Below are 21414 nucleotides of genomic sequence, written 5' to 3'. Positions count from 1 at the left end.
GGGCACCCCCATCACGTCACCGGTGCGGATATTGTCGTTTCGTCCTGCTTCGGACGATTGACCGGCAATTGCTCGCCTGTCAGCACGTAATACGCATTTTCGGCGATGTTGGTGACATGATCGCCAATCCGCTCCAGATTCTTGGCGCAGAACAGCAGGTGCGTGCAAGCGGTGATGTTGCGGGGATCTTCCATCATGTAGGTCAACAGCTCGCGGAACACGGACGTGTATTTGACGTCGATGCGCTCGTCGGCGGCGCGTAGCTTGGCCAACGCGGCCGCATCGCCTGCGGCATATTCCTCGATGACGCCCTGCACCTGGATGAGCACCAGCTGCGCCATCGCATCGATGGAATGCGACAGGTCGCGCGGCGTGACGCTGAGGCCGACCGCACTCACACGCTTGGCGATATTCTTGGCAAGGTCGCCGATGCGTTCAAGGTCGCCGGCCATGCGGATCGCTCCGATCACATGGCGAAGATCGTGGGCCATCGGCTGGCGTTTGGCGATCAGGGTGATGGCGCGGTCGTCCAGTTCGCGTTGACGCGCATCCATGATGGCGTCGTCGGAAACGACGCGTTGCGCCAGCACGTTGTCGGAATTCAACAGCGCCTTGGTCGCCCCGCCGACCATCGAACCGGCGAGGTCGGCCATGTCGCGGATCAGCTTGCTGATCTGCCCGAGATCCTCGTCGAAAGAAGCGACTGTGTGTTCGCCCATGGTCCTGTCCCCATATGCATGATTGAAACGGCTCAGCCGAAGCGGCCGGTGATGTAATCCTGCGTGCGCTTCTCGCGGGGCGACGTGAAGATCTTCTCGGTCCGGTCGAACTCGACCAGTTCGCCCAGATACATAAAGGCGGTCTGGCGCGACACGCGCGCCGCCTGCTGCATGTTGTGGGTGACGATGACGATCGTGTAGTCGGCTTGCAATTCGTCGATCAGTTCCTCGATCTTGGCCGTCGACAACGGGTCGAGGGCCGAAGCCGGTTCGTCGAGCAGAATGACTTCCGGCTTCACGGCCACGGTGCGGGCGATGCAGAGCCGCTGCTGCTGGCCGCCGGAAAGGCTCAAGCCGCTGGCGTTGAGCTTGTCCTTGACCTCGCTCCACAGCGCGGCGCGCTTCAACGCCTGTTCGACGCGGCCGTCCATCTCGGACTTGCCGAGATTCTCGTAGAGCCTGACGCCGAAGGCGATGTTCTCGTAGATCGACATCGGGAACGGCGTCGGCTTCTGGAACACCATGCCGATCTTGGTCCGCAGCAGATTGAGATCCTGCGATCGGTCGAGAATGTTCTTGCCGTCGAGCAGCACCTGGCCCTCGGCGGCCTGTTTCGGGTAGAGCTCATAGATGCGATTGAACACACGCAGCAGCGTCGATTTCCCGCAGCCCGAAGGCCCAATGAAGGCCGTGACGCTGCGCTCGGGCAGCGACAGGCTGATGTCCTTCAGCGCCTTGCTCTGACCGTAGTAGAAGTTGAGGTTCTTGACCTCGATCTTCGTCTTCTCGGCGACCGTTTCGGTCATCGTCATGTCTGGGGACAACATCTGTGTCATCTGTCCTCTCTGCGTCCGGTAAGGCTGCGGGCGAGGATGCTCAAGCCAAGAACCGTCAGGGTGATTATGAGTGCGCCGGTCCACGCCAGTTGCTGCCATTCCTCGTAAGGGCTGAGAGCGAACTGGAAAATGGTCACCGGCAGGCTGGCCATCGGCGCGTTGACATTGCTGCTCCAGAACTGGTTGTTGAGTGCGGTGAAGAGCAGCGGCGCCGTCTCGCCGGAAATGCGTGCTATCGCCAGCAATATACCGGTGACGATGCCGGACAACGCAGCGCGATAGGCGACCGAACGGATCACCACCCAGCGCGGCGCGCCGATCGCGGCACCGGCCTCACGCAACGCGTTCGGCACCAGGTTGAGCATGTCTTCAGTGGTGCGCACGACCACCGGAATGACCAGGATGGCAAGCGCAACGGCACCGGCAATGGCCGAGAAATGCCCCATTGGCCGCACCATCAACTCATAGACGAACAAGCCGATGATGATCGAGGGCGCCGACAACAGGATGTCGTTGATGAAGCGGACGACAGTGGTGATGCGCGAAAAGCGTCCATACTCGGCCATGTAGGTTCCCGCCAGCACGCCGATCGGCGTGCCGACGACAACGGCGATGATCGTCATCAGCAGGCTGCCGGCGATGGCATTGAGCAGGCCGCCGGCTTCGCCCGGTGGTGGCGTCATCTCGGTGAAGACCGCAAGCGAAAGCCCGGCTGTGCCCTTATAGACCAGGGCGCCGAGGATGAGCGCCAGCCAGGCAAGGCCGATGCCGGCGGCGATGACGCAAAGCGCCATCATCACCGAGTTCCTGGCTTTGCGGCGGCTGTGGAGCGATGCGGATGTCGACATCGGTCAGGCTCCCGTACGGGCGTCGATCCGCATCAGCATATAGCGAGCGGCGGCAAGGATCAGGAAGGTGATGACGAACAGGATCAGGCCGAGCGAAACCAGCGAGGAGGTGTAGAGGTCGCCGTCGGCTTCGGTGAATTCATTGGCGATGGTGGCCGAGATGGTCGTGCCCGGCGCGAACAGGGAGGCGCTGATGCGGTGCGCGTTGCCGATGACGAAGGTCACCGCCATGGTCTCGCCGAGCGCCCGGCCGAGGCCAAGCATGACGCCGCCCATGATGCCGATGCGGGTATAGGGAATGACCACGCGCCGGGTCACTTCCCAGGTCGTGCAACCGATGCCATAGGCCGATTCCTTCAGCACCGCCGGCACCGTATCGAAGACGTCCTTGGTGATCGAAGTGATGAAGGGCAACACCATGATGGCGAGGATCAGCGCCGAGGTCAGAAGGCCGATGCCGTAGGGAGGGCCGGCGAAAAGGCTGGATAGCCCCGGCACGCCGTGGAAGATATTGATGATGAAGGGCTGTATCGTCGTCTGCAGGAACGGCGCGAACACGAACAGGCCCCAGATGCCGTAGATGATCGAGGGAATGCCGGCCAACAGCTCGACCGCTATGCCGATCGGGCGCCTGAGCGGGCGCGGGCAGAGCTCGGTGAGAAAAATTGCAATGCCGATGCCGATCGGAACCGCGATCAGGATGGCTATGGCCGCTGTGACCAGCGTGCCGTAGATAGGCGCGAGTGCGCCAAATTTTTCCGTGACCGGATTCCAGCTCTCAGTCGTCAGGAAAGAAAAACCGAAGGCCGACAGCGCCTGCCATGAGCCGGCAAACAGCGAGATCGCGACACCGCCGAGGATGACCAGCACAAGAATTGCGGAAGCGCGGGTGAGTCCGCGGAATATGGCATCTGTGAGCGCGAAGCGCCGCACCGTAGCTTCCCTGGCTCGGGCTGCTGCGGATGATGGCATGGCATCGGAAGCGATGGTCATGGAGTCCTCGCGATTAAAGGCAACAGGAAGGGCGCCGTCGACGCCCTCCCTGGAGGAGATTACATAGCCGAGTAGAGCGGCTTGCCGTCGCTGCCGACGACTTCCTTGGCCCACATGGCCTTGACGCTCTCGACCACCTTGTCGGGCATCGGAACGTAATCCAGCTCGCCGGCCATCTCGTCGCCCTTGTCATATGCCCAGGCGAAGAATTTGAGCGCTTCGCCGGTGGCAGCGGCATCGTCCGGCTTCTTGTACAGGAGGATCCACGTCGCCGCAGTCATCGGCCAGGACTCCGCGCCCGGCTCGTTGGCGAGGATCACGCCATAGCCCGGCTGCGAGCTCCAGTCGGCATTGGCCGCTGCCGCCGAGAACGCTGCCGCGGTCGGCTCGACCTTCTTGCCGTCCTTGTTGATCATGTCGGTGTGGGTGAGCTTGTTCTGCTTGGCATAGGCGTACTCGACATAGCCAATCGCACCGCCGGTCTGGGAGACGTTGTTGGCAACGCCCTCATTGCCCTTGGCGCCGATGCCGACGGGCCATTCCACGGCCTTGTCGACGCCGACCTTTTCTTTCCACTCCGCGCTGACGTCGCCGAGGTAATAGGTGAAGTTGAACGTCGTGCCCGAACCATCGGAACGGTGAACGACCGCGATCGCCTGCGAAGGCAGCTTGACGTCTGGATTGAGCTTCTTGATCGCTTCGTCATCCCAGCTCGTGATCTTGCCGAGGAAGATGTCGGCCAGCGTCGCGCCGTCGAGAACCAACTCGCCCGGCTTGATGCCTTCGAGGTTGACGACGGGAACGATGCCGCCCATCACCATCGGGAACTGAGCCAGTCCGGACGATTCAAGCTCGTCGCCTTTCAGCGGCGCATCCGAAGCGCCGAAGGTAACGGTCTTGGCCTTGATCTGCTTGATGCCGCCGCCGGAACCGATCGACTGGTAGTTAAGGCCAACGCCGGTATCTTTCTTGTAGGTGTCGGCCCACTTCGCGTAGATCGGGTAGGGGAAGGTGGCACCGGCGCCGGAGATGTCCGCGGCGAGCGCGGCGGACAGGGTGAGGGTGGTCGTCGCCGCAGCCATTGCAATAGCAACGGCCGCCGAGCGGATGAAATGTCTCATGTGGCCTGCTCCTGTTCGGAATATGGTCTCTCGGCGCCATTCCTCCGGCGCCCGCTGAGGCCAATAGCCCCCGATTATTACAGTCTCATGACAGTTTCATGTCGCTCCGGTAACGTCGTCCAGCCGGGTTAACATGGAGCGGCCGCGGGCTTTGTCGGACTGGGCCGCGGTTTGCCGCTGGAATCAGCAGCTTGCGTGAATTCCGGCCGGCTTTATCCGCTCGACGATCGCAGCCACCTACCTTGAGAAGAAAAAAGCCGGACGGGAGCGCGTTGCATGCAGCCAGAACGTGTCATGGCCGCGCCATCGCCGAAACAGGTCCGTTGGGGTAAATCTGACCCTGTTTCTTGCCGGCGGTCGCTGCTCCCGCCCGTAACTGGAGGAGCGGAACTTCGAATGTCGCATTGTCGCGACTGAGCGCGGCATTTGCTATGGTGCGATCGCACCATGGCCTTACGCTGGAAGCCTTGACGACTCGCAAGATTTAACTCGCGCTGGACCTCCATCCGCGCCCGACCCGCCGCTCGATCTTCTACCTCACCGTACCTACGCCCTCTGCACTATTCCGACGGTTGTCGGTTAGGCTAAAGCAGCGTTATAAGCTTGCAGGGGTATTGCCGATGTTTCGACGGATTCTGCCTGTCTTCCTGTGCCTGGCGCTGCCTCTGGGAAGCGGCTGCGCGCGCAGCTATGACGGCACCGTGATCATTCCCAAGCCGCTCGATGTTCGCCGTTTCTGGGACCGGCCTTCGCCGCAGGCGCAAGCCGACCAGTCGCAGTTGGAGACCGACGTCTTTCCAGTGGCGCCGCAAACGCCGAAAAGGCCGTCGGTGCGCAGGAGCGCAGCTTCGGTTGCAGCGCCACGGAGGAGGGTTGCCAACAACCCGCCCATGCTGTCATCGGAGCCGGCGAAGCCGCTCACCTGCAGGAACGTCAGCGAGCCCGGCAAACGGGCCCGCATGGTCTGCGAATAACCGGCCGACATCGGTCACGCCGTCCGGCCAGCCTTCTCGGAACATCGCCCGCCTTAGTCCCCTTCGGGAAAAAAGCCGGCCCGACCACTCTCGCCGGACGTGCGCCGACCGCTCTCGCGATCGACCGATGCTGGGCAGTCGTTGCATCTCGGCAACGGCGCATCGGCTCCGCACTGCTTCAATCAGGCATTATCGGCCGGCCTGCGCTGAAACCCCGGCCTGCGCTGAAACCTTTGTCCCGACTTCGGCGTTGAGCCGCCAAAGGAGACCGCAAATGTCGATCCACTTCACTGTCGCGGACCTGACTAGGAATCTGTTCCATTCACTTGGGTTGGACCATGAACGCGCACCGAGACCACTCGACCACGAGCAGAAGCTTTTGCTGGAGTGCTATCTCGCCGGTCAGATTCCGGAATCGGCCTGGAGCGACTATGTCTTCGAGATGCCGGAACTGGCGCGACATGTCGAGGCCAGACGAAGCCGCCACTAAAGCGCATCGCGTTCGACCGAGCCTCATGCGACGCGCTTAGGTTCTTGTCTTATGCATATCGTTCTCGCAAAACCGATGCACACTTTTGCGCGACATACATTGGATCCCGAAAAGTGGAATCCGGTTGTCGGACAAGATCAAGGCGAAGCCTGCACTCGCGTTGCAGGCTGTTTTTGTTTGGGCGAGTTGAATTGCAGAGTGAACACCTTGCCCGGGATGGTTTCAGCCAGCGCCGGTGAAAGGCTCAACGGCAGGCATTGGTCCACGGCGGCGACCGCCGCATTGACAAAAGCCTGCCGTGCCTTGCCGTCACCGGCCACGCGGATGGCGGTCGGCTTGGGCCGGCCGATCAGCGGGCCATCGCGCTTGAAACTGAAGCTCAGGGTGACGGTGGAATTCCCGGCATTCGCCGGCGGGGTCCAGCACGCCTGGATGGCAGCCCCGACATCGGGCATGGTGTTGAGCGTCGCTGCATTCGATTGACCGGCTGCACCCGCCAGCATGGCGCCTGCAATCACCACCATTCCAGCAATGCTTTTCATGACAGGGCCTCTGTCCTTGAACCGCCCTCGAGGACGGGACTACCTCGATGGTAGGGCCGACATCGGCGATGACAAGATGGGGCGATGACAAGATGGGGAATGACAAGATGGCGGCAACGCGCTTCATCAGCCGTGCAGGCGTCGTGAAGCGACGACAGCCGCCTGCAACAAGCAAAAGGCCGGCGAGCCGCCGACCTTTGCTTTCCATCCGCGCCAGTACATCCGTGGTCGCGGGCTGGAGGTAAATACCAGTAGAAAGGGTTTCGGTTAACGAAACCTTAAGCTCCCCACATCGTGCAAACAGGGGAGAGCAAAAAAGAATTACGCCAGATCATTGCCGGCTCCCGCAGAACGTGCGGACGATCGCCGGCCCGCGCGTGCCTCAGGCGTTGGCCTGCGACCGCACATAGGCGATATAGCCGCGCACATCCCCGGCCGGCTCGGCATAGGCTTTGCCGAGCTTCTTCTCGATCGCCGCCATATAGTCTTTTGCCCATTCGGGTAGCGCGTAGTCGATGACGGCGAGGAATTCGAGCGTCGCCGCCAGGCGGATGTCGGCGATTGACGGGTTCTTGCCGCCGATGAACGGCTTGCCGTTCCTGAAGAAGCTGTGAAAGACCTCCAGCGGCTCGGCTATCGCTTCCATAGCGGCCTTTTGGGCTTCCGATTTCCTGTCGGCATGAGCGTCACTGTGGCCGACCTCGCCGGCATATTGCGGGAAGTTCAGTGCAGGATAGGTGGCGCGCGCCACATAGGGGTAGAGCGTCCCAATCAGGTAGAACATGGCACTGTCGATCATTGCCCGCTTGGCCGGCGCCTTGGGATATAGTTTCTCCAGCCCGTGCTTGTTGGCGAGGTACTGCATGATGGCGCAGCTTTCCCACAACACACCTCTCGGCAGGCCCTTGTCCTCGATCATCGGCGTCAGATGGGCCGGATTTCGCGCAATATATTCGGGCGAGCGCGTATGGCCCCATACGTCGGTCTCGGAATGGTCGAGCCCTGCGGCGCGTGCAAACACCCGAACGCTCATATTATTGACGCTCGGCTTCAGCATGCTGAGCGTGAGCGCCGGTTTTTTCGCCGATTTCGTCTTAGCCTTCGCGGGCTTTTTGGCGGAGACCTTCGTCGCCGGCTTCGCCGCTTTGGCCGCTGATTTGGCGGCAGCTTTGGCCGCCGGCTTCGCTCCTGGCTTGGCTGTCATCGGTGCCGAAGTCTTGGCCGTGGGTTTTTTCGCACTCTTCGTTGCTGTCTTTGCCATTATGTCCTCCCTTTGTTTGGCGTGTCCTCAGTATGGATTTTTCGGTGCGCGATCCTCCGACAAGGTTGCGCGCGAGCGCTCGACAAGCGCCTGGATCGCATCGGCAAGGTGCACTTCGGCGATTGCGTAGTCGCCGCGCGCGACGCGGATCTTGTGCGCCTGCATCAGCACGTCGGCATGGGTGAAGCCCGCCGGCGGCTCGAAACGGTAGGAGGCGAGCTCGATCAGAAGGCCGAGCGGATCCTCGAAATAGATCGAGTCCATGAAACCGCGATCCTTGACGCCGCTGTGCTTGATTTCACGCTCGTTGAGCCGGGCGACCGCCTGCAAAAAGGTGACGCGCGACACCGCGAAAGCGATGTGATGGACGCAGCCCGTATCGGTCGGCGTGCGCCGCTTGACCGGCGCGCGGCTCTCGTCGGTGAAGACGGTGATCAGCCGGCCGTCGCCCGGATCGAAATAGAGATGGCTTTCGCTGGCTTTGTCGAGGTTGGGCTGCTCGAAGATGAAAGGCATGCCAAGCACGCCCTCCCAGAAGTCGATCGAGGTCTGGCGCCCGGCGCCGACCAGCGTGAGATGATGGACGCCTTGCGATTGCAGTTTTTGCATCTGACTCCTCCCGCCCGCGCCGTCTTGCCGGCGAACGGAAGTTCGGATGCCCAGTCGCGCTTGGATCAGCGCCCGGCATATGACCGCGCCCGGCTTCGCTCGCCTGCGCTCCGCATTCCGCATCCTGCAGGAGTGCGGCCGGAGCTTTGATGAACGGATGCTAATTCAATCCGAGGCGTTGCGCCAGAAGCGCTGAGTTTCAAGAACTCCACGCAGGCACCAAGAGCGCGGACGCCTTCGCCGAGCTTGCCGAAACGAACCGTCGCCGGCGGCTGTAATGGTGCGGCAGCCCGCAGGTCGCCGGGTTTCCCGAGCGGCCGGTTTGGCGACAGCAGGTCAAAGGGGCCTCGTTGACGCATGCCGTGCCTGGTTCGGATTACGGGCCTCCGCGGCCCTTAGATGAAAATTACATATTCTTCATCGGCACGTCGGGATCGACATGTCCCCCATCGGCAGTGATCTTCAGCCTTGAGAGGTAGTGCTCCCATCCCCTTCGGTGACTGTCACGCTCCTTTGCGTTCGGTAGCCCGCTGTGCGTGAAGCGGATCAGTGTCCCCGCATCTCTCGCGATCAGGTCGATCTCGACATGGCTGGAGCCGGGCGGCACGGTCTCGTTCTCTTCCCAGCCAAAACTGTAGGCAAGACGGTGGACCGGGATCACCTCGGTGAACTCACCGCGCGCCATATGGCGACCACCGACATTGACGAGGAAAAGACCGCCCGGCGATGCATCCAAATTCGCTTCGGTCCCGATCCATCGCACGATCTGGTCCGGATCCGTCAAAAGCGCGAACACGGTCGCTTGTGGCGCGGCGACCTCAATTTCTGTGTAAACCGATTCCGCCATCGCTCACTCCAGGTCACATCCGCATCGAATGCCGCGCATGATTGAAGCGAATGTGGGGAGTTGCAAGAAGATGTTTGAGGCGTAAGCATAAGCCGGTGCCGAGTGACCTTCTCCGATGCTTCTCGCAAACTCGCTTTCATTCCTTCTGGACGACGCCGCGCATATTGGCGACGGTGGGCGACTTCTATTGCAGCTCTCAACGCATTTGATGGAAGACGGCCTGCCGATCATCGCCGGCGCGCTGGCGCAAGATGCTCCCGACCCGATCATTTCACGCCGCATCTGGCTCTGGCGAGCGCCTGGGGGTGAAGTGGTCGAGGCTTTGGGGATAGGCGCCGACCGCCAGAATGCCGATCCCCGGCTCGTGCTGCGGGACTGGCTTGGCACGACGCGGGCGATCGTGTTCGACGAGCGAGCGGGCGGTGTCGCACCGACTTTGGTGTGGGCGTTCGATCATACTCCGGATGAGGTGCAGTCAGAGCTGCTGCGGCAAATCTCCCGGTTTGCTGCGGCTCCGATGACCGCGCTCGCGGAACGGTCCGCGAAACGCGCATTGCTCGAAGCATATTTGGGAAAGCGCAGTGCAGCACATGTGCTCAACGGTCATTCTCGTCGAGTAAAGGGAGAGACGATACGGGCTGCGCTTCTGTGCGCGGACCTTCGAGGTTTCACCGATCTATCCGAGGTTCATGATGCAGACGAGATCGTATTGGTACTTGATGCCTGGTTCGATTGCGTCGCCGGCGCGGTGCACGCATTTGGTGGTGAGGTTCTCAAGTTTATAGGTGATGGCGTCCTCGCGATTTTCCCGATTGGCGAGCGTGATGCAAATGCCGCATGTGACGCTGCGGTACGCGCCGTGAAGGCCACGCGCGCAGGGATAGATCATCTCAACCAAACTCGGCGCCGCAATGGCGGCCCTGAGCTCGGATATGGCATTGGCCTGCATGTCGGCGAGATACTCTGGGGGAATATCGGCACTGCCGGCAGGTTGGACTTCACCGCGATCGGCAAGGCTGTAAATCTTGTCAGCCGCATCGAAGGGCTGTGCAAGCCGTTGGGACGGACGGTGCTCGCGTCGACAGTGTTCGAGGCAGAAACCACCGAGGCGATGATCACCATGGGCAGTCATCCGCTCGGAGGAATAGCAGGCGCGCAAACACTTTTCGGCTTGCCGGAATAGATCGAATGGTTGAGCGCGCCGTGGATGTGTCGTTCGCAGCATATCTTGGTATCGTGCGAAGCCATGACTGAGAGAAATTCGAACGGCAAAGAAGCTACGCTACTGCAACTGGAGTATCGCGCGATTAGAGCCCAGCCATGCGTCGCGCGCAGCTTCGCTGGCCGGTGCTAAGGGCCGAGTATTCCCGGCATCCACCCTTCGAGGGAGAGGCGCCTTCGCCGAGCTCGCCAAAACGATCCGCCGCCGGCAGCTGTAGCTCAGGTCGGCTCCACGCAGTGCCGACCAGCGTGATGGACGCCTTGCGATTGTAGTTTCTGTATCTGGCCCCCCCGCGCGGCATCGACTGCCCTGTTCAGCGCGACGTTCTGCGCGGCGCTAAAGCGGTGCCTCAAGACCCATGATGCAATGCTAATGCAATCGGCTCCGCTGTGCCCAGAAGCGGCAATCAGCCAAACCCGCCGCGACCCAAGGCGATGGATCGGATTGATGGTTTGCCGAGAGCTTGGAGAGACTTGGTACGCCCAAGGGGAATCGAACCCCTGTTCCCGCCGTGAGAGGGCGGTGTCCTGACCGCTAGACGATGGGCGCGTTCAAGAACCGGCGATATAGGCTGACGGCTGGGAAAAAGCAACTAGGCTTAGGGCTGCCTGTCGCACCGGCGAAATATTCGCCGCAAGCCTAGCGTTTTGGCTCGATCAGGTCCCAGAGATTTCCATAGAGATCGGCGAAAACCGCCACCGTGCCATAGCCCTCATGGCGGGGCGCCTCACGGAATTCGACGCCCTTTTCGAGCATCAGCGCATGCTCACGGGCAAAATCGTCGGTTTCGAGGAACAAAAAGACCCGCCCGCCGGTCTGGTTGCCGATCGCGTCCCTTTGCGCATCGCCGGATGCTTCGGCCAGCAGCAGCCGCGCGCCCTGCCCTTTGCCCGGCGTGATGGTGACCCAGCGTTTGCCGCCGCCGAGATCGACATCTTCGGTGAGGACAAAGCCCAGCCGGTCGACGTACCACGAGATCGCTTCGTCATAGTTTCTGACGATAAGCGCGACCGTGGCAATGCTGCGGTGTTCGGCAAAACCGGTCATTTGTTCCTGATCGAAAAACGGCCGACGATGCGGCGCTCGGCAATATCATAGACGAAGATGGCGCGGCTGCCGTCCGCCAACTCGGCATCGATCGAGAGACGGTTGCCGGAGAGCGATTGGCTGATCACTCTGGCGCCGACCGGCAGCACGATGTCGCCGTTGATTGGCTCGCCGATCGGCACCTGGATATCACTGGTTAACGGCGGGACGGCAGGCGGTGCATTGCGGGCTTTGTAGACAAGCGCCCCGATCACCACCATAAGGGCAAGAAACAGCAGGCCGAGATTGATGGCGACGAAGCGGACGAGCTTCCTCCGCACCTTTTCGACCTCGGGGTCGAGCGGCTTTTCCTCGTCTTCGTCGGCAGCAGCCATGGCAAACATTCCGGAACGATTTTCGATGAGCGCTCATAACGAAGAGGTTCCCATATTGATAGAGGATGGATTGATAGGGGATGGATTGATGGAGGGCGGATCGCCAAATAGTGGACCGATTGTGCTGGAGGCGGGCGCCGATGCGGCCGGCCAGCGGCTCGACCAATGGCTGGCGGCCAAGCTCGGCCCCGACATGTCGCGCAGCCGGGTGCAGATGCTGATAAAGCAGGGCGCGGTCAGGATCGGCGGCAGGCCAGCCAGCGAAACGAAGCGCAAGATGGCACAAGGTGACAGCGTGTCGGTCGACATGCCGGAGCCGGAACCGGCGGAGCCGCTAGGCGAAGATATTGCGCTGGATGTCCTCTACGAGGACAGGGAGCTGATCGTCATCAACAAGCCGGCCGGGCTGGTCGTGCATCCTGGCGCCGGCAACTGGACCGGTACGCTGGTCAACGCCCTGATCCATCATTGCGGCGACAGCCTGTCGGGCATCGGCGGGGTGAGACGGCCGGGCATCGTCCATCGCCTCGACAAGGACACCAGTGGCGTCATGGTCGTTGCCAAGACCGATCGCGCCCACAAGGCGTTGTCGGAGGCCTTCGCCGACCACGGCCTGACCGGCGATCTCGAGCGCGCTTATCTGGCGTTGGTCTGGGGCATACCGGCAAGGCCCACCGGGACGGTCGACGCGGCGCTCGGCCGAGCCGCCGACCGGATACGCCGTGCGGTAGTGCCGCAGGGCCGCGACGATGCCCGCCACGCCGTCACGCGTTTCACCGTGGTCGAGCGCTTTGGCGAACAGCAGCAGGAATTCGCCATGGCGAGCCTGGTCGAATGCCGGCTGGAAACCGGCCGCACCCACCAGATACGCGTCCACATGGCCCATATCGGCCACCCGGTGATCGGCGATCCCGAATACGGCCAGGCTTTCCGGACCAAGGCCAATCGGTTGCCCGAGCCGCTAAGGAGCAAGGTAAAGGCGTTTCCGCGACAAGCTTTGCACGCCCGCCTCCTTGCATTTCGGCATCCGGATACCCATCTAACGATGAGGTTCGAAGCACCGATACCGTGGGACATGGAGGAACTCGTCGACGGCTTCCGCAAGCTCTGAACCAACCACCTGAAAACCTGACCGGCCTTGTTCACTTCACCGTGACACACTGTTTCGTGTTGAACAAATGCCTGTCTTTCTGGTTTTGTTCCTATATATGTCGGTTGGCGCGAATGTGCCTTTGGCGTTCGCGCCACATGCCCGCCGCGTTTCGGGGGCATCACTCCAATAGAGAGGGGGCGCTATCATGGCCCAGTCATTACCCAGTATCGTTTCCGGCGAAGGCGGCCTCAGCCGCTACCTGGAAGAAATCCGCCGCTTTCCGATGCTTCAGCCGCAGGAAGAGTACATGCTCGCCAAGCGCTACGCCGAGCATGAGGACACCACGGCTGCGCACAAGCTCGTCACCAGCCACCTTCGGCTCGTCGCCAAGATCGCCATGGGCTATCGCGGCTACGGCCTGCCGATCGGCGAGGTGATCTCGGAAGGCAATGTCGGCCTGATGCAGGCCGTCAAGAAATTCGAACCGGAGCGCGGCTTCCGTCTCGCCACCTATGCGATGTGGTGGATCAAGGCCTCGATCCAGGAATACATCCTGCGCTCGTGGAGCCTGGTCAAGATGGGCACCACCGCCAACCAGAAGCGCCTGTTCTTCAACCTGCGTAAGGTGAAGGGCAAGATCCAGGCGCTCGACGAAGGCGATTTGAAACCCGACCAGATCACCGAGATTGCCACCCGGCTGAATGTCTCGGAAGCGGAAGTCGTGTCGATGAACCGCCGTCTGTCGGGCGACGCCTCGCTCAATGCGCCCATCCGGGCCAGCGAAGGCGAAGCCGGCGAATGGCAGGACTGGCTAGTCGACGACCACGAAAGCCAGGAAGAGATGCTAATCGAGCAGGACGAGCTGGAAAACCGGCGCGGCATGCTGTCCGGCGCTCTTGCCGTGCTCAACGACCGCGAACGCCGCATCTTCGAGGCGCGCCGCCTCGCCGATGAGCCGTTGACCCTGGAAGAGCTGTCGGCCGAGTTCGATATCAGCCGCGAGCGCGTACGTCAGATCGAGGTGCGCGCCTTCGAGAAGGTGCAGGACGCGGTCAAGGCCGCGGCCAAGCGCCAGACGCAGGCGCTGCGCACCATCGAGGCGCAGCCGGCGGCGTAAGGCCTTCCGGTAGAAACAAATAACGGCGGCGTCAGGTAACTGGCGCCGCCGTTTTTTTCTAAAGCGCGTCGCGTTCGACCGGCCTCATGCGACGCGCTTTAGATTCTTGCTTTTATGCATGTCGTTATCGCAAAACCGCTGCACAGTTTTGCGCGACATGCATTAGCCGGGTTGCCGGTTCCGCGGTGCCTTCGCGGATGTCCGATCCGCCCCCATAACTGCTCGATAGCCTTGCCATAGCATCCGCAGACGATCTCATTGATAGCGGCATTACCGCAATTTTCCCCAAGCCCTGAAAACCGTAACGTTGCAAGCTGTGGCGGCAATGTTCCGGCGCCGACCGCGGCATTCCACAACCCGGCGCTCGCGGCAGGCGGCGCGAAAGCTAGCCGGCGGGGCTGCGCCGGGCAGTTGAGTTCGTCTATTGGAAACGAAAGGCAGTGTGACGATGACGACTTCTGCGTTTCTGACCGCTCTCGGATCCGAGGGTCCGCCAGCCGATCGGGCGAAAGACATGGCCCTGTATGGATGGCTAGTTGGAAGCTGGGAAATGGACTCGGTCCACTACCTCGACGACGGCACAATCCAGAAATGGGATGGCGAATGCCATTTTGGCTGGGTGCTCGAAGGCCGCACGATTCAGGACGTTTGGATCAGGCCCAAGCGGCCTGCGCCGTCGACGATGTATGGCACGACCTTGCGCATCTTCGACCCTGGGATCGATGGCTGGCATATCATATGGAACGACCCGCTCAACCGGGATCACTCGCGTCAGATCGGCCGGGCCGAGGGTAAGGACATTGTCCAGCTCGGCAATGACTCGCGCGGTCTGCAAACTCGATGGTGTTTCACTGAGATCACTGCCAACAGCTTCCATTGGATCGGCGAGGAAAGATCTTCCGAGAGCGACCCTTGGCAAATCACCTATGAACATTTAGCCCGCCGAACAAAGCCCTGACGCTGAACTAAACACTTAGCTGGGGTCTGCGCCGCTCCTCGTCCGGCTGCCCCCACATTCTCCCGTATGGTGGCCGGCCACACATCGCAAAAATCGAATCAAGATCAATAACTTGGATGACCTTGAACGATGAGCGGGCGCCGAGTTTGAATGGCACTGTAGTGCCAGCGACCCATCTCCTCACAGGCAATCCAGCGGAAATTTCAAATACCGCCGCCCGTTGGATTCCGGTTCCGGCAGGCGTCCGCCGTTCATGTTGACCTGCAGCGCGTGCAGGATCAGCCGCGGCATCGGCAACGTCCTGTCGCGGGCCTCGCGGAGCGCGACGAAGTCGGCTTCCGTCTTGCAGCCGGCAATGTGGATGTTGCCGGCTTTCTGCTCCGCGACCGTGCTTTCCCAGCGCGCTTCGCGGCCGCCCGGCTCGTAGTCGTGACCGACGAACAGACGGGTCTCGTCCGGCAGCGCCAGGATGTCCTCGATCGAACGCCACAGCCGCTCGGCACTGCCGCCGGGAAAGTCCGTCCTCGCGGTGCCGCTGTCCGGCATGAACAGCGTGTCGTGGATAAAGGCGGCGTCGCCGATGACGTAAGTTATCGAGGCCAGTGTGTGGCCCGGCGAAAACAGCACTCTTGCCGGAAGGCCGCCGACCGAAAAAGTCGCGCCGTCGGCGAACAGCCTGTCCCATTGCGAACCGTCGGCGGGAAACTCCGGCCAGTTGTAGATCACCTTCCACAATCTCTGGACGTCGATGACCTTTTCGCCGATTGCCCTCGGCGCTCCGGTTCTCCCCCTTAGATAATGGGCGGCGGAGAAATGATCGGCATGCGGATGCGTGTCGAGGATCCACTCGACCTCCAGCCTGCTTTCCCTGACGAAATCGAGCAGGGTGTCGGCGTTTTTCGTTGCGTTGCACCGGACCTTTCATCGAAGTCGAGCACCGGATCGATGATGGCGCATTTGCGGGTCGCCATGTCGGCGACCACATACTGTACGGACCCGCTCGGCTTGTCATAGAAGCCGGTGACCTGCGACCTGGCCGATAATGCGTCCAATCCCAGCCTCCTTCGTGCCTCACCATGGAAGGAACGATTTTCTCTGCCACGGCAAATTAAAGGCATGGTTGTCCGTCAACCAGGCATCGTCAAGCACCCCATGCTCACACGGCCAGGAAACCCAAAGATTCTCCGTGCCGCCTCTCCTGCTCAGGCGGAAGGCTGCTTGGTCTTCCTGAGATATGGCAGGATCGTCTCATAGGCGCCGAAGCGCTTGATGGCATCCTCATTGGAGACGGCAGCGGTGATGATGACGTCCTCGCCCTGCTTCCAGTTCGCCGGCGTCGCCACCTGGTGCTTGGCGGTCAGCTGCATGGAATCGATGGCGCGCAGGATTTCGTCGAAGTTGCGGCCGGTCGTCATTGGATAGGTGAGAACCAGCTTGATCTTCTTGTCGGGCCCGATGACGTAGACCGAACGCACCGTGGCATTGTCGGCCGGCGTGCGGCCTTCCGAGCTCTCGCCGGCACCCGCCGGCAGCATCTCGTAAAGCTTGGCGACCTTGAGGTCCTTGTCGCCGATCAGCGGGTAGTTCACCGAATGGCCCGTCGCGGTCTTGATGTCGTTCTGCCACTTTGCATGGCTTTCGACGGGATCGACCGAGATGCCGATGATCTTGACGTTACGCTTCCTGAACTCGCCTTCGAGCCCGGCCATCGTGCCGAGTTCGGTCGTGCAAACCGGCGTAAAGTTCTTCGGATGGCTGAACAATACCGCCCAGCCGTCGCCGATCCATTCATGGAAGCTGATCGGTCCTTGCGTGGTCTCAGCGGTGAAGTCCGGTGCGATGTCGTTGATACGAAGGCTCATGGCGTGTCCCTACCTGTTTGGCTTGCCCGCCGGCATTGAACGCCCCACCGGCGTTGCTTGCCTTTCTAACACTGCGGCGTCATCCTTCAAGTGGCTGTTGACGTTAGGATAGTGGCCGGCCTCAAAAAATCTTTTTCACTTAGGCGAGAAATACAGCAGCGATTTCCGCGCTGGCGAAAAAGCACCGGAGGGGTTGGTTAAACGCGCGGGCATTTCCGACGAGTGTTCGGCTCAGACGCTGCCCGTTCCGCCGTCAAATGGCGCCGCTCGATGAGGCGACGCCCTACGCTTTGCTCACTGCCAGCGTCGTCGCCAGGTCTTCCATGCGCTGGGCCAGCGCGCCGAGCGCCCCGGTCAGCACGGAATCGTTCTTGTCGGCCTTGGTCAGTGCTTCGTCGCGCGTCTTGCGCAGCGTCAGCACTTCGCTTTCCATGCCCTTGACCCGCTTTTGCAGTTCCGAAAGCTCGTCCATGACCATGATGCCGGCCATCACGGTCAGCCGCTGATCGCCGATCTCGCCAAAAGAATCCTTCAGATGCGAGACATAGCGGTCGAAGCGCTCGGCAAGATCGATCAGATGCTCTTCCTGGCCCTCGTCGCAGGCCATCCGATACTGCTTGCCGTCGATGGAAACCGTGACTTGTGCCATTGGCCTACCTATCCAGCACCGCGCGGATGGTTTCCATAGCTGTCACCAGCCTTCGCGATACTTCCTTGTTGGCATCTTCCAGCCGTTCGGCGCGGGCTTCGGAGTTGTCGAGTTCCTGCGCCAGCCGCGAGCGGTCGGCGTTCATCCGCTGCACTTCTGCCTCGGCTTCCGAATAGTCCCGCTCGTGCTCGAGCTTGGCCGCGACGGCGTTTTCCAGCCCTTCGATGGCCTTACCCAGCCTGGCAATGACTTCCTTGAGGGTCGTTTCCCCGGTCATGGCTTTCGTCCTGCGCCCTGCCCATCACCGAATCATTCACGTTCAGAACGCGTTATCCCTGAAACATTACGCGTCGTGTGAACCGCCCGTCAATAAAGCTATCGCGACTGTCCCCTGCTAACGCTAATGTAAGTGCTACATGGCCATCACAGGACCGGCAAAAGCACACCGATTTATTGACTCAAAGGCCGCGCCTGCTATGTGTCGCGCACCCTTTTCAAGGGCTCTCCCAAGGCCCAAACCCGATTTTGGAGGAAGCATGACCTCGCGCGAACAACATGACCGGATGGCCAATGCGATCCGTTTTCTCGCCATGGACGCCGTCGAGAAGGCAAATTCCGGCCACCCCGGACTGCCCATGGGCTGCGCCGACATCGCCACGGTGCTGTTCACCCGCTTTCTCAAATACGATCCGAAAAAGCCGCATTGGCCGGACCGCGACCGCTTTATCCTGTCGGCCGGTCACGGCTCGATGCTGCTTTACTCGCTGCTATATCTGACGGGCTACGAAGACATCACCATCGACCAGATCAAGCAGTTCCGCCAATTGGGGTCGAGGACAGCGGGCCACCCGGAATACGGCCACGCCGCCGGCATCGAGACGACGACAGGCCCACTCGGCCAGGGTCTTGCGAATTCGGTCGGCTTCGCGCTCGGCGAGCGCATCATGAATGCCGCTTTCGGCAACGATCTCGTCAACCACTACACCTATGTGCTGGCCGGTGACGGCTGCCTGATGGAAGGCGTATCCCAGGAAGCCATTGCGCTTGCCGGACATCTGAAGCTGAACAAGCTGATCGTCTTCTGGGACAACAACAACATCTCGATCGACGGCCCGGTGTCGCTCGCCGACAACACCGATCAGGTCGCCCGCTTCCAGGCGTCCGGCTGGAATGCCAGCCATATCGACGGCCAGGACCCGGAAGCGATCTCCTATGCCATCGAAGCGGCCCGCCACTCCGACAAGCCGACGATGATTGCGTGCAAGACGACGATCGGTTTTGGCGCACCGACCAAGGCCGGCACCAACAAGGCGCATGGCTCGCCGCTCGGCGCCGAGGAAATCGCCGGCGCCAGAAAATTCTTCGGCTGGGATTCGCCGCCCTTCGAGGTCCCGGCCGACATCCTCGACTCATGGCGTACCGCCGGGCGGACCGGCGTCAAGGCGGGCACCGACTGGGAAAGCCGCCTTGCCAAGGCCGACGCCAAATTGCGCGCAGAATTTGAACGTCGCATCGGTGGCACGCTGCCGGCCAACTTCGACGCCGTCATTGGCGATTACAAGAAGAAGCTCGCCGCCGACAAGCCGAAGGTCGCCACCCGTAAATCATCGGAAATGGCGCTGGAGGTCATCAACGGCGCCGTGCCGGAAACCATCGGCGGCTCGGCCGATTTGACCGGCTCCAACAACACCAAGACCAGCCAGACCAAGAACATCACCGCCGACGATTACGGCCAGCGCTACGTCCACTACGGCATTCGCGAGCACGGCATGGCGGCAGCGCTCAACGGGCTGACACTGCATGGCGGCATTATCGCCTATGGCGGCACTTTCATGTGCTTTTCCGATTATGCCCGTCCGGCGATGCGGCTTGCTTCGCTGATGGGCATCCGCTCGATATTCGTCATGACCCATGATTCCATCGGCCTTGGCGAAGACGGCCCGACCCATCAACCGGTCGAACATCTGGCAGCACTTCGCGCCATTCCGAACCACAACGTCTTCCGCCCGGCCGACGCGGTGGAAACCGCGGAATGCTGGCAGTTGGCCATAGAATCGGAAAAGACACCTTCGACATTGGCGCTGACCCGGCAGAACCTACCGACGGTACGCAACGACTTCGTTGCGGAAAACCTCTCCAGCCGCGGCGCCTATGAACTTGCCGCCGCCAGTGGCGAGGCGGCGGTGACGATCTTCGCTTCGGGCTCCGAGGTCGAGATCGCGCTGGCCGCCCGCGAGGCCTTGGAAAAGCACGGCCACGCGACCCGCGTCGTCTCGGTGCCGTGCTTCGAATTGTTCGACAAGCAGAGCGCCGACTATCGCAGCAGAACGATCGGCAATGCACCGCTCAAAATTGCCATCGAAGCCGGCATCCGTCAGGGCTGGGATCACTTTATCGGCACCGACGGCATTTTTGTCGGCATGACCGGCTTCGGCGCCTCCGGCACCATCGAACAGCTCTACCGGCATTTCGGCATCACCGCCGAAGCAACCGTGAAGGCGGCGGAAGCCCGTCTGCATGGCAAATGAAAATGAGCCCCGCCCGGCAAAGGCTGGCATAGCGGTTTTGCCGGCCGGTGGAGTACTAATCGATTTAAATCCGTGCCTCGGCGGCTGGATTCTTTGCCCGTCCGCCGTTATGAAGCTGCGAACTTGATCTTCGGCCTCCAACTCCCAGGGAGAGAACAATGACCGTCAGAGTTGCCATCAACGGATTCGGCCGCATCGGCCGCAACATCCTGCGCGCCATCCATGAATCCGGCCGCAAGGATATCGACGTCGTCGCGGTCAACGATCTCGGCCCGGTCGAGACCAACGCGCATCTGCTGCGCTTCGACAGCGTGCATGGCCGCTTTCCGCATGAGGTGACGGTTGACGGCGACCAGATCATCGTGGGCGACGAAAAATTCAAGGTCACCGCGATCAAGGATCCGACGCAACTGCCGTGGAAGGAGCTCGGCATCGACATCGCGCTCGAATGCACCGGCATCTTCACTGCCCGCGACAAGGCCGCCGCCCATCTGACCGCCGGTGCCAAGCGCGTTCTCGTCTCCGCTCCGGCAGAGGGCGCCGACCTCACCGTCGTCTATGGCATCAACCACGACAAGCTAACCAAGGACCACATCGTCATCTCGAACGCCTCCTGCACCACCAACTGCCTGGCGCCGCTGGCGGCCGTGCTGAACGAGGCCGTCGGCATCGAGAAGGGCATGATGACGACGATCCATTCCTACACCGGCGACCAGCCGACCCTGGACACCATGCACAAGGACCTTTACCGCGCCCGTGCCGCGGCGCTGTCGCAGATTCCGACCTCAACCGGTGCCGCCAAGGCCATCGGTCTGGTACTGCCCGAGCTCAAGGGCAAGCTCGACGGCATCTCCATCCGCGTGCCGACCCCGAACGTCTCGCTCGTCGATTTCAAGTTCATCGCCAAGCGGCCGACCACCGTCCAGGAAATCAACGACGCGGTGATCGCCGCCTCGAACGGCAAGCTGAAGGGCATCCTCGCCGTTACCCGTCACCCCAATGTTTCGATCGACTTCAACCACGATCCGCATTCCTCGATCGTGGCGCTCGACCAGACCAAGGTCATGGACGGCAACTTCGTTTCGGTGCTGTCGTGGTACGACAATGAATGGGGCTTCTCCAACCGCATGGGCGATACCGCCGTCGCCTTCGGCAAGACTATCGCCTGATCGCAGAACCATCTTCTCGACCTGGAAAACGCCCGGCTCAGTCCGGGCGTTTTTCGTTGCGGCACCAACCGCCGAGGCGCGCTCGGCTGCTCGGCATGCCGAAACTTTCGACGATCGGCAGCGTGGGGCAAAAAGCCACGCTGCTGCCTTGCAGC

22 protein-coding genes, 1 tRNA gene and 1 pseudogene are annotated in these 21414 nt (G+C 61.4%); 8 read left to right on the top strand and 16 right to left on the bottom strand.

Translation table 11 applies throughout. The annotated features are described in order from the left end of the window. Positions 1-11: 11 nt before the first annotated feature. The 5 genes from phoU to pstS are packed head-to-tail and all read right to left on the bottom strand — an operon-like array spanning position 12 to position 4517. Positions 12-719, bottom strand: coding sequence for a phosphate signaling complex protein PhoU (gene phoU / locus AC0L2P_RS27220; RefSeq protein WP_473505711.1), 708 nt, complete (start codon positions 717-719; stop codon positions 12-14). Between the two features lie 32 nt (positions 720-751). Beyond that, on the bottom strand, positions 752-1555 hold the full coding sequence (gene pstB, locus AC0L2P_RS27215) for a phosphate ABC transporter ATP-binding protein PstB (RefSeq protein ID WP_473505709.1): 804 nt from the start codon (positions 1553-1555) through the stop codon (positions 752-754). Next, positions 1552-2403, bottom strand: coding sequence for a phosphate ABC transporter permease PstA (gene pstA, locus AC0L2P_RS27210; RefSeq protein WP_473505707.1), 852 nt, complete (start codon positions 2401-2403; stop codon positions 1552-1554). The genes pstB and pstA overlap by 4 nt, the downstream gene beginning before the upstream one ends. 3 nt (positions 2404-2406) lie before the next feature. Beyond that, positions 2407-3396 (bottom strand): phosphate ABC transporter permease subunit PstC, encoded by a 990-nt coding sequence (gene pstC, locus AC0L2P_RS27205; RefSeq protein ID WP_473505705.1) that lies wholly within the window; start codon positions 3394-3396, stop codon positions 2407-2409. 59 nt (positions 3397-3455) lie between these two features. Beyond that, the gene (gene pstS, locus AC0L2P_RS27200; RefSeq protein ID WP_473505703.1) at positions 3456-4517 is read right to left on the bottom strand and encodes a phosphate ABC transporter substrate-binding protein PstS; all 1062 of its coding nucleotides are present in this window, start codon (positions 4515-4517) and stop codon (positions 3456-3458) included. 620 nt (positions 4518-5137) lie between these two features. On the opposite strand from pstS, the gene AC0L2P_RS27195 reads away from it, so the two are divergent. Continuing rightward, positions 5138-5491, top strand: a complete 354-nt coding sequence (locus AC0L2P_RS27195) for a hypothetical protein (protein ID WP_473505701.1) — start codon at positions 5138-5140, stop codon at positions 5489-5491. Positions 5492-5765: 274 nt separating this feature from the next. Beyond that, positions 5766-5981 carry a hypothetical protein gene (locus tag AC0L2P_RS27190; protein ID WP_473505699.1) on the top strand — a complete coding sequence of 72 codons (216 nt, stop codon included), beginning with the start codon at positions 5766-5768 and terminating at the stop codon, positions 5979-5981. A gap of 137 nt (positions 5982-6118) precedes the next feature. Here AC0L2P_RS27190 and AC0L2P_RS27185 read toward each other — a convergent pair whose 3' ends face one another. From AC0L2P_RS27185 to AC0L2P_RS27170, 4 genes are all read right to left on the bottom strand, one after another. Continuing rightward, on the bottom strand, positions 6119-6523 hold the full coding sequence (locus tag AC0L2P_RS27185) for a hypothetical protein (protein ID WP_473505697.1): 405 nt from the start codon (positions 6521-6523) through the stop codon (positions 6119-6121). A 382-nt stretch (positions 6524-6905) separates the two neighbouring features. Beyond that, the gene (locus AC0L2P_RS27180) at positions 6906-7784 is read right to left on the bottom strand and encodes a glutathione S-transferase family protein (protein WP_473505695.1); all 879 of its coding nucleotides are present in this window, start codon (positions 7782-7784) and stop codon (positions 6906-6908) included. 27 nt (positions 7785-7811) lie between these two features. Beyond that, positions 7812-8393 (bottom strand): VOC family protein, encoded by a 582-nt coding sequence (locus tag AC0L2P_RS27175; RefSeq protein WP_473505693.1) that lies wholly within the window; start codon positions 8391-8393, stop codon positions 7812-7814. Positions 8394-8799: 406 nt separating this feature from the next. After that, positions 8800-9240, bottom strand: a complete 441-nt coding sequence (locus tag AC0L2P_RS27170) for an SRPBCC family protein (RefSeq protein ID WP_473505691.1) — start codon at positions 9238-9240, stop codon at positions 8800-8802. A gap of 115 nt (positions 9241-9355) precedes the next feature. On the opposite strand from AC0L2P_RS27170, the gene AC0L2P_RS27165 reads away from it, so the two are divergent. Beyond that, entirely contained in the window at positions 9356-10423 is a 1068-nt protein-coding gene (locus tag AC0L2P_RS27165) for an adenylate/guanylate cyclase domain-containing protein (protein ID WP_473505690.1), read from the top strand. Positions 10424-10936: 513 nt separating this feature from the next. Here the strand turns inward: AC0L2P_RS27165 and AC0L2P_RS27160 are convergent. The 3 genes from AC0L2P_RS27160 to AC0L2P_RS27150 all read right to left on the bottom strand — a co-directional run bounded on the left by AC0L2P_RS27160 (position 10937) and on the right by AC0L2P_RS27150 (position 11883). After that, positions 10937-11011: transfer RNA gene (locus AC0L2P_RS27160), tRNA-Glu, on the bottom strand. Between the two features lie 90 nt (positions 11012-11101). Further along, complete coding sequence (locus AC0L2P_RS27155; RefSeq protein ID WP_473505688.1) at positions 11102-11509, bottom strand: VOC family protein; 408 nt, start codon at positions 11507-11509, stop codon at positions 11102-11104. Continuing rightward, the gene (locus AC0L2P_RS27150; protein ID WP_473505686.1) at positions 11506-11883 is read right to left on the bottom strand and encodes a fimbrial protein; all 378 of its coding nucleotides are present in this window, start codon (positions 11881-11883) and stop codon (positions 11506-11508) included. Before AC0L2P_RS27150 ends, AC0L2P_RS27155 begins: the two co-directional genes overlap by 4 nt. Positions 11884-11908: 25 nt before the next feature. Here AC0L2P_RS27150 and AC0L2P_RS27145 point away from each other — a divergent pair, with 25 nt between their 5' ends. From AC0L2P_RS27145 to AC0L2P_RS27135, 3 genes are all read left to right on the top strand, one after another. Continuing rightward, positions 11909-12994, top strand: a complete 1086-nt coding sequence (locus tag AC0L2P_RS27145; RefSeq protein WP_473505684.1) for an RluA family pseudouridine synthase — start codon at positions 11909-11911, stop codon at positions 12992-12994. Between the two features lie 187 nt (positions 12995-13181). Beyond that, a complete protein-coding gene (gene rpoH, locus AC0L2P_RS27140) occupies positions 13182-14093 on the top strand; it encodes an RNA polymerase sigma factor RpoH (RefSeq protein WP_352613498.1) in 912 nt (303 codons plus the stop codon). A 424-nt stretch (positions 14094-14517) separates the two neighbouring features. Beyond that, positions 14518-15051 (top strand): hypothetical protein, encoded by a 534-nt coding sequence (locus AC0L2P_RS27135; protein ID WP_473505682.1) that lies wholly within the window; start codon positions 14518-14520, stop codon positions 15049-15051. Positions 15052-15231: 180 nt separating this feature from the next. On the opposite strand, the pseudogene AC0L2P_RS27130 reads toward AC0L2P_RS27135, so the two are convergent. From AC0L2P_RS27130 to AC0L2P_RS27115, 4 genes and pseudogenes are all read right to left on the bottom strand, one after another. Next, positions 15232-16169: pseudogene (locus tag AC0L2P_RS27130) on the bottom strand (MBL fold metallo-hydrolase). Positions 16170-16253: 84 nt separating this feature from the next. Further along, on the bottom strand, positions 16254-16913 hold the full coding sequence (locus AC0L2P_RS27125; RefSeq protein ID WP_473505681.1) for a peroxiredoxin: 660 nt from the start codon (positions 16911-16913) through the stop codon (positions 16254-16256). Positions 16914-17196: 283 nt separating this feature from the next. Then, positions 17197-17562, bottom strand: coding sequence for a cell division protein ZapA (locus tag AC0L2P_RS27120; protein ID WP_473505679.1), 366 nt, complete (start codon positions 17560-17562; stop codon positions 17197-17199). Positions 17563-17566: 4 nt separating this feature from the next. Continuing rightward, a complete protein-coding gene (locus AC0L2P_RS27115; RefSeq protein WP_006200774.1) occupies positions 17567-17839 on the bottom strand; it encodes a DUF4164 domain-containing protein in 273 nt (90 codons plus the stop codon). Between the two features lie 259 nt (positions 17840-18098). Between AC0L2P_RS27115 and tkt the strand changes: the two genes are divergently transcribed. Together tkt and gap are read left to right on the top strand one after the other, a co-directional pair. Then, on the top strand, positions 18099-20090 hold the full coding sequence (gene tkt, locus AC0L2P_RS27110; protein ID WP_473505677.1) for a transketolase: 1992 nt from the start codon (positions 18099-18101) through the stop codon (positions 20088-20090). 158 nt (positions 20091-20248) lie between these two features. Continuing rightward, positions 20249-21259 (top strand): type I glyceraldehyde-3-phosphate dehydrogenase, encoded by a 1011-nt coding sequence (gap, locus tag AC0L2P_RS27105; protein ID WP_473505675.1) that lies wholly within the window; start codon positions 20249-20251, stop codon positions 21257-21259. Positions 21260-21414: the final 155 nt, after the last annotated feature.

This window comes from Mesorhizobium sp. WSM4836 (genome assembly GCF_055811815.1).
Note: the sequence above shows the minus strand (reverse complement) of the source record. Positions and strands in the feature narration are given on the sequence as shown.

Coding starts and splice junctions, on each gene's coding strand:
- AC0L2P_RS27115 (WP_006200774.1), bottom strand. CDS start 17,839: ATGACCGGGGAAACGACCCTCAAGGAAGTCATTGCCAGGCTGGGTAAG.
- AC0L2P_RS27180 (WP_473505695.1), bottom strand. CDS start 7,784: ATGGCAAAGACAGCAACGAAGAGTGCGAAAAAACCCACGGCCAAGACT.
- tkt (WP_473505677.1), top strand. CDS start 18,099: ATGACCTCGCGCGAACAACATGACCGGATGGCCAATGCGATCCGTTTT.
- AC0L2P_RS27170 (WP_473505691.1), bottom strand. CDS start 9,240: ATGGCGGAATCGGTTTACACAGAAATTGAGGTCGCCGCGCCACAAGCG.
- AC0L2P_RS27175 (WP_473505693.1), bottom strand. CDS start 8,393: ATGCAAAAACTGCAATCGCAAGGCGTCCATCATCTCACGCTGGTCGGC.
- pstA (WP_473505707.1), bottom strand. CDS start 2,403: ATGTCGACATCCGCATCGCTCCACAGCCGCCGCAAAGCCAGGAACTCG.
- AC0L2P_RS27185 (WP_473505697.1), bottom strand. CDS start 6,523: ATGAAAAGCATTGCTGGAATGGTGGTGATTGCAGGCGCCATGCTGGCG.
- pstC (WP_473505705.1), bottom strand. CDS start 3,396: ATGACCATCGCTTCCGATGCCATGCCATCATCCGCAGCAGCCCGAGCC.
- AC0L2P_RS27145 (WP_473505684.1), top strand. CDS start 11,909: ATGAGCGCTCATAACGAAGAGGTTCCCATATTGATAGAGGATGGATTG.
- phoU (WP_473505711.1), bottom strand. CDS start 719: ATGGGCGAACACACAGTCGCTTCTTTCGACGAGGATCTCGGGCAGATC.
- gap (WP_473505675.1), top strand. CDS start 20,249: ATGACCGTCAGAGTTGCCATCAACGGATTCGGCCGCATCGGCCGCAAC.
- pstS (WP_473505703.1), bottom strand. CDS start 4,517: ATGAGACATTTCATCCGCTCGGCGGCCGTTGCTATTGCAATGGCTGCG.
- AC0L2P_RS27195 (WP_473505701.1), top strand. CDS start 5,138: ATGTTTCGACGGATTCTGCCTGTCTTCCTGTGCCTGGCGCTGCCTCTG.
- AC0L2P_RS27125 (WP_473505681.1), bottom strand. CDS start 16,913: ATGAGCCTTCGTATCAACGACATCGCACCGGACTTCACCGCTGAGACC.
- AC0L2P_RS27150 (WP_473505686.1), bottom strand. CDS start 11,883: ATGGCTGCTGCCGACGAAGACGAGGAAAAGCCGCTCGACCCCGAGGTC.
- AC0L2P_RS27155 (WP_473505688.1), bottom strand. CDS start 11,509: ATGACCGGTTTTGCCGAACACCGCAGCATTGCCACGGTCGCGCTTATC.
- AC0L2P_RS27165 (WP_473505690.1), top strand. CDS start 9,356: ATGCTTCTCGCAAACTCGCTTTCATTCCTTCTGGACGACGCCGCGCAT.
- pstB (WP_473505709.1), bottom strand. CDS start 1,555: ATGACACAGATGTTGTCCCCAGACATGACGATGACCGAAACGGTCGCC.
- AC0L2P_RS27190 (WP_473505699.1), top strand. CDS start 5,766: ATGTCGATCCACTTCACTGTCGCGGACCTGACTAGGAATCTGTTCCAT.
- AC0L2P_RS27120 (WP_473505679.1), bottom strand. CDS start 17,562: ATGGCACAAGTCACGGTTTCCATCGACGGCAAGCAGTATCGGATGGCC.
- rpoH (WP_352613498.1), top strand. CDS start 13,182: ATGGCCCAGTCATTACCCAGTATCGTTTCCGGCGAAGGCGGCCTCAGC.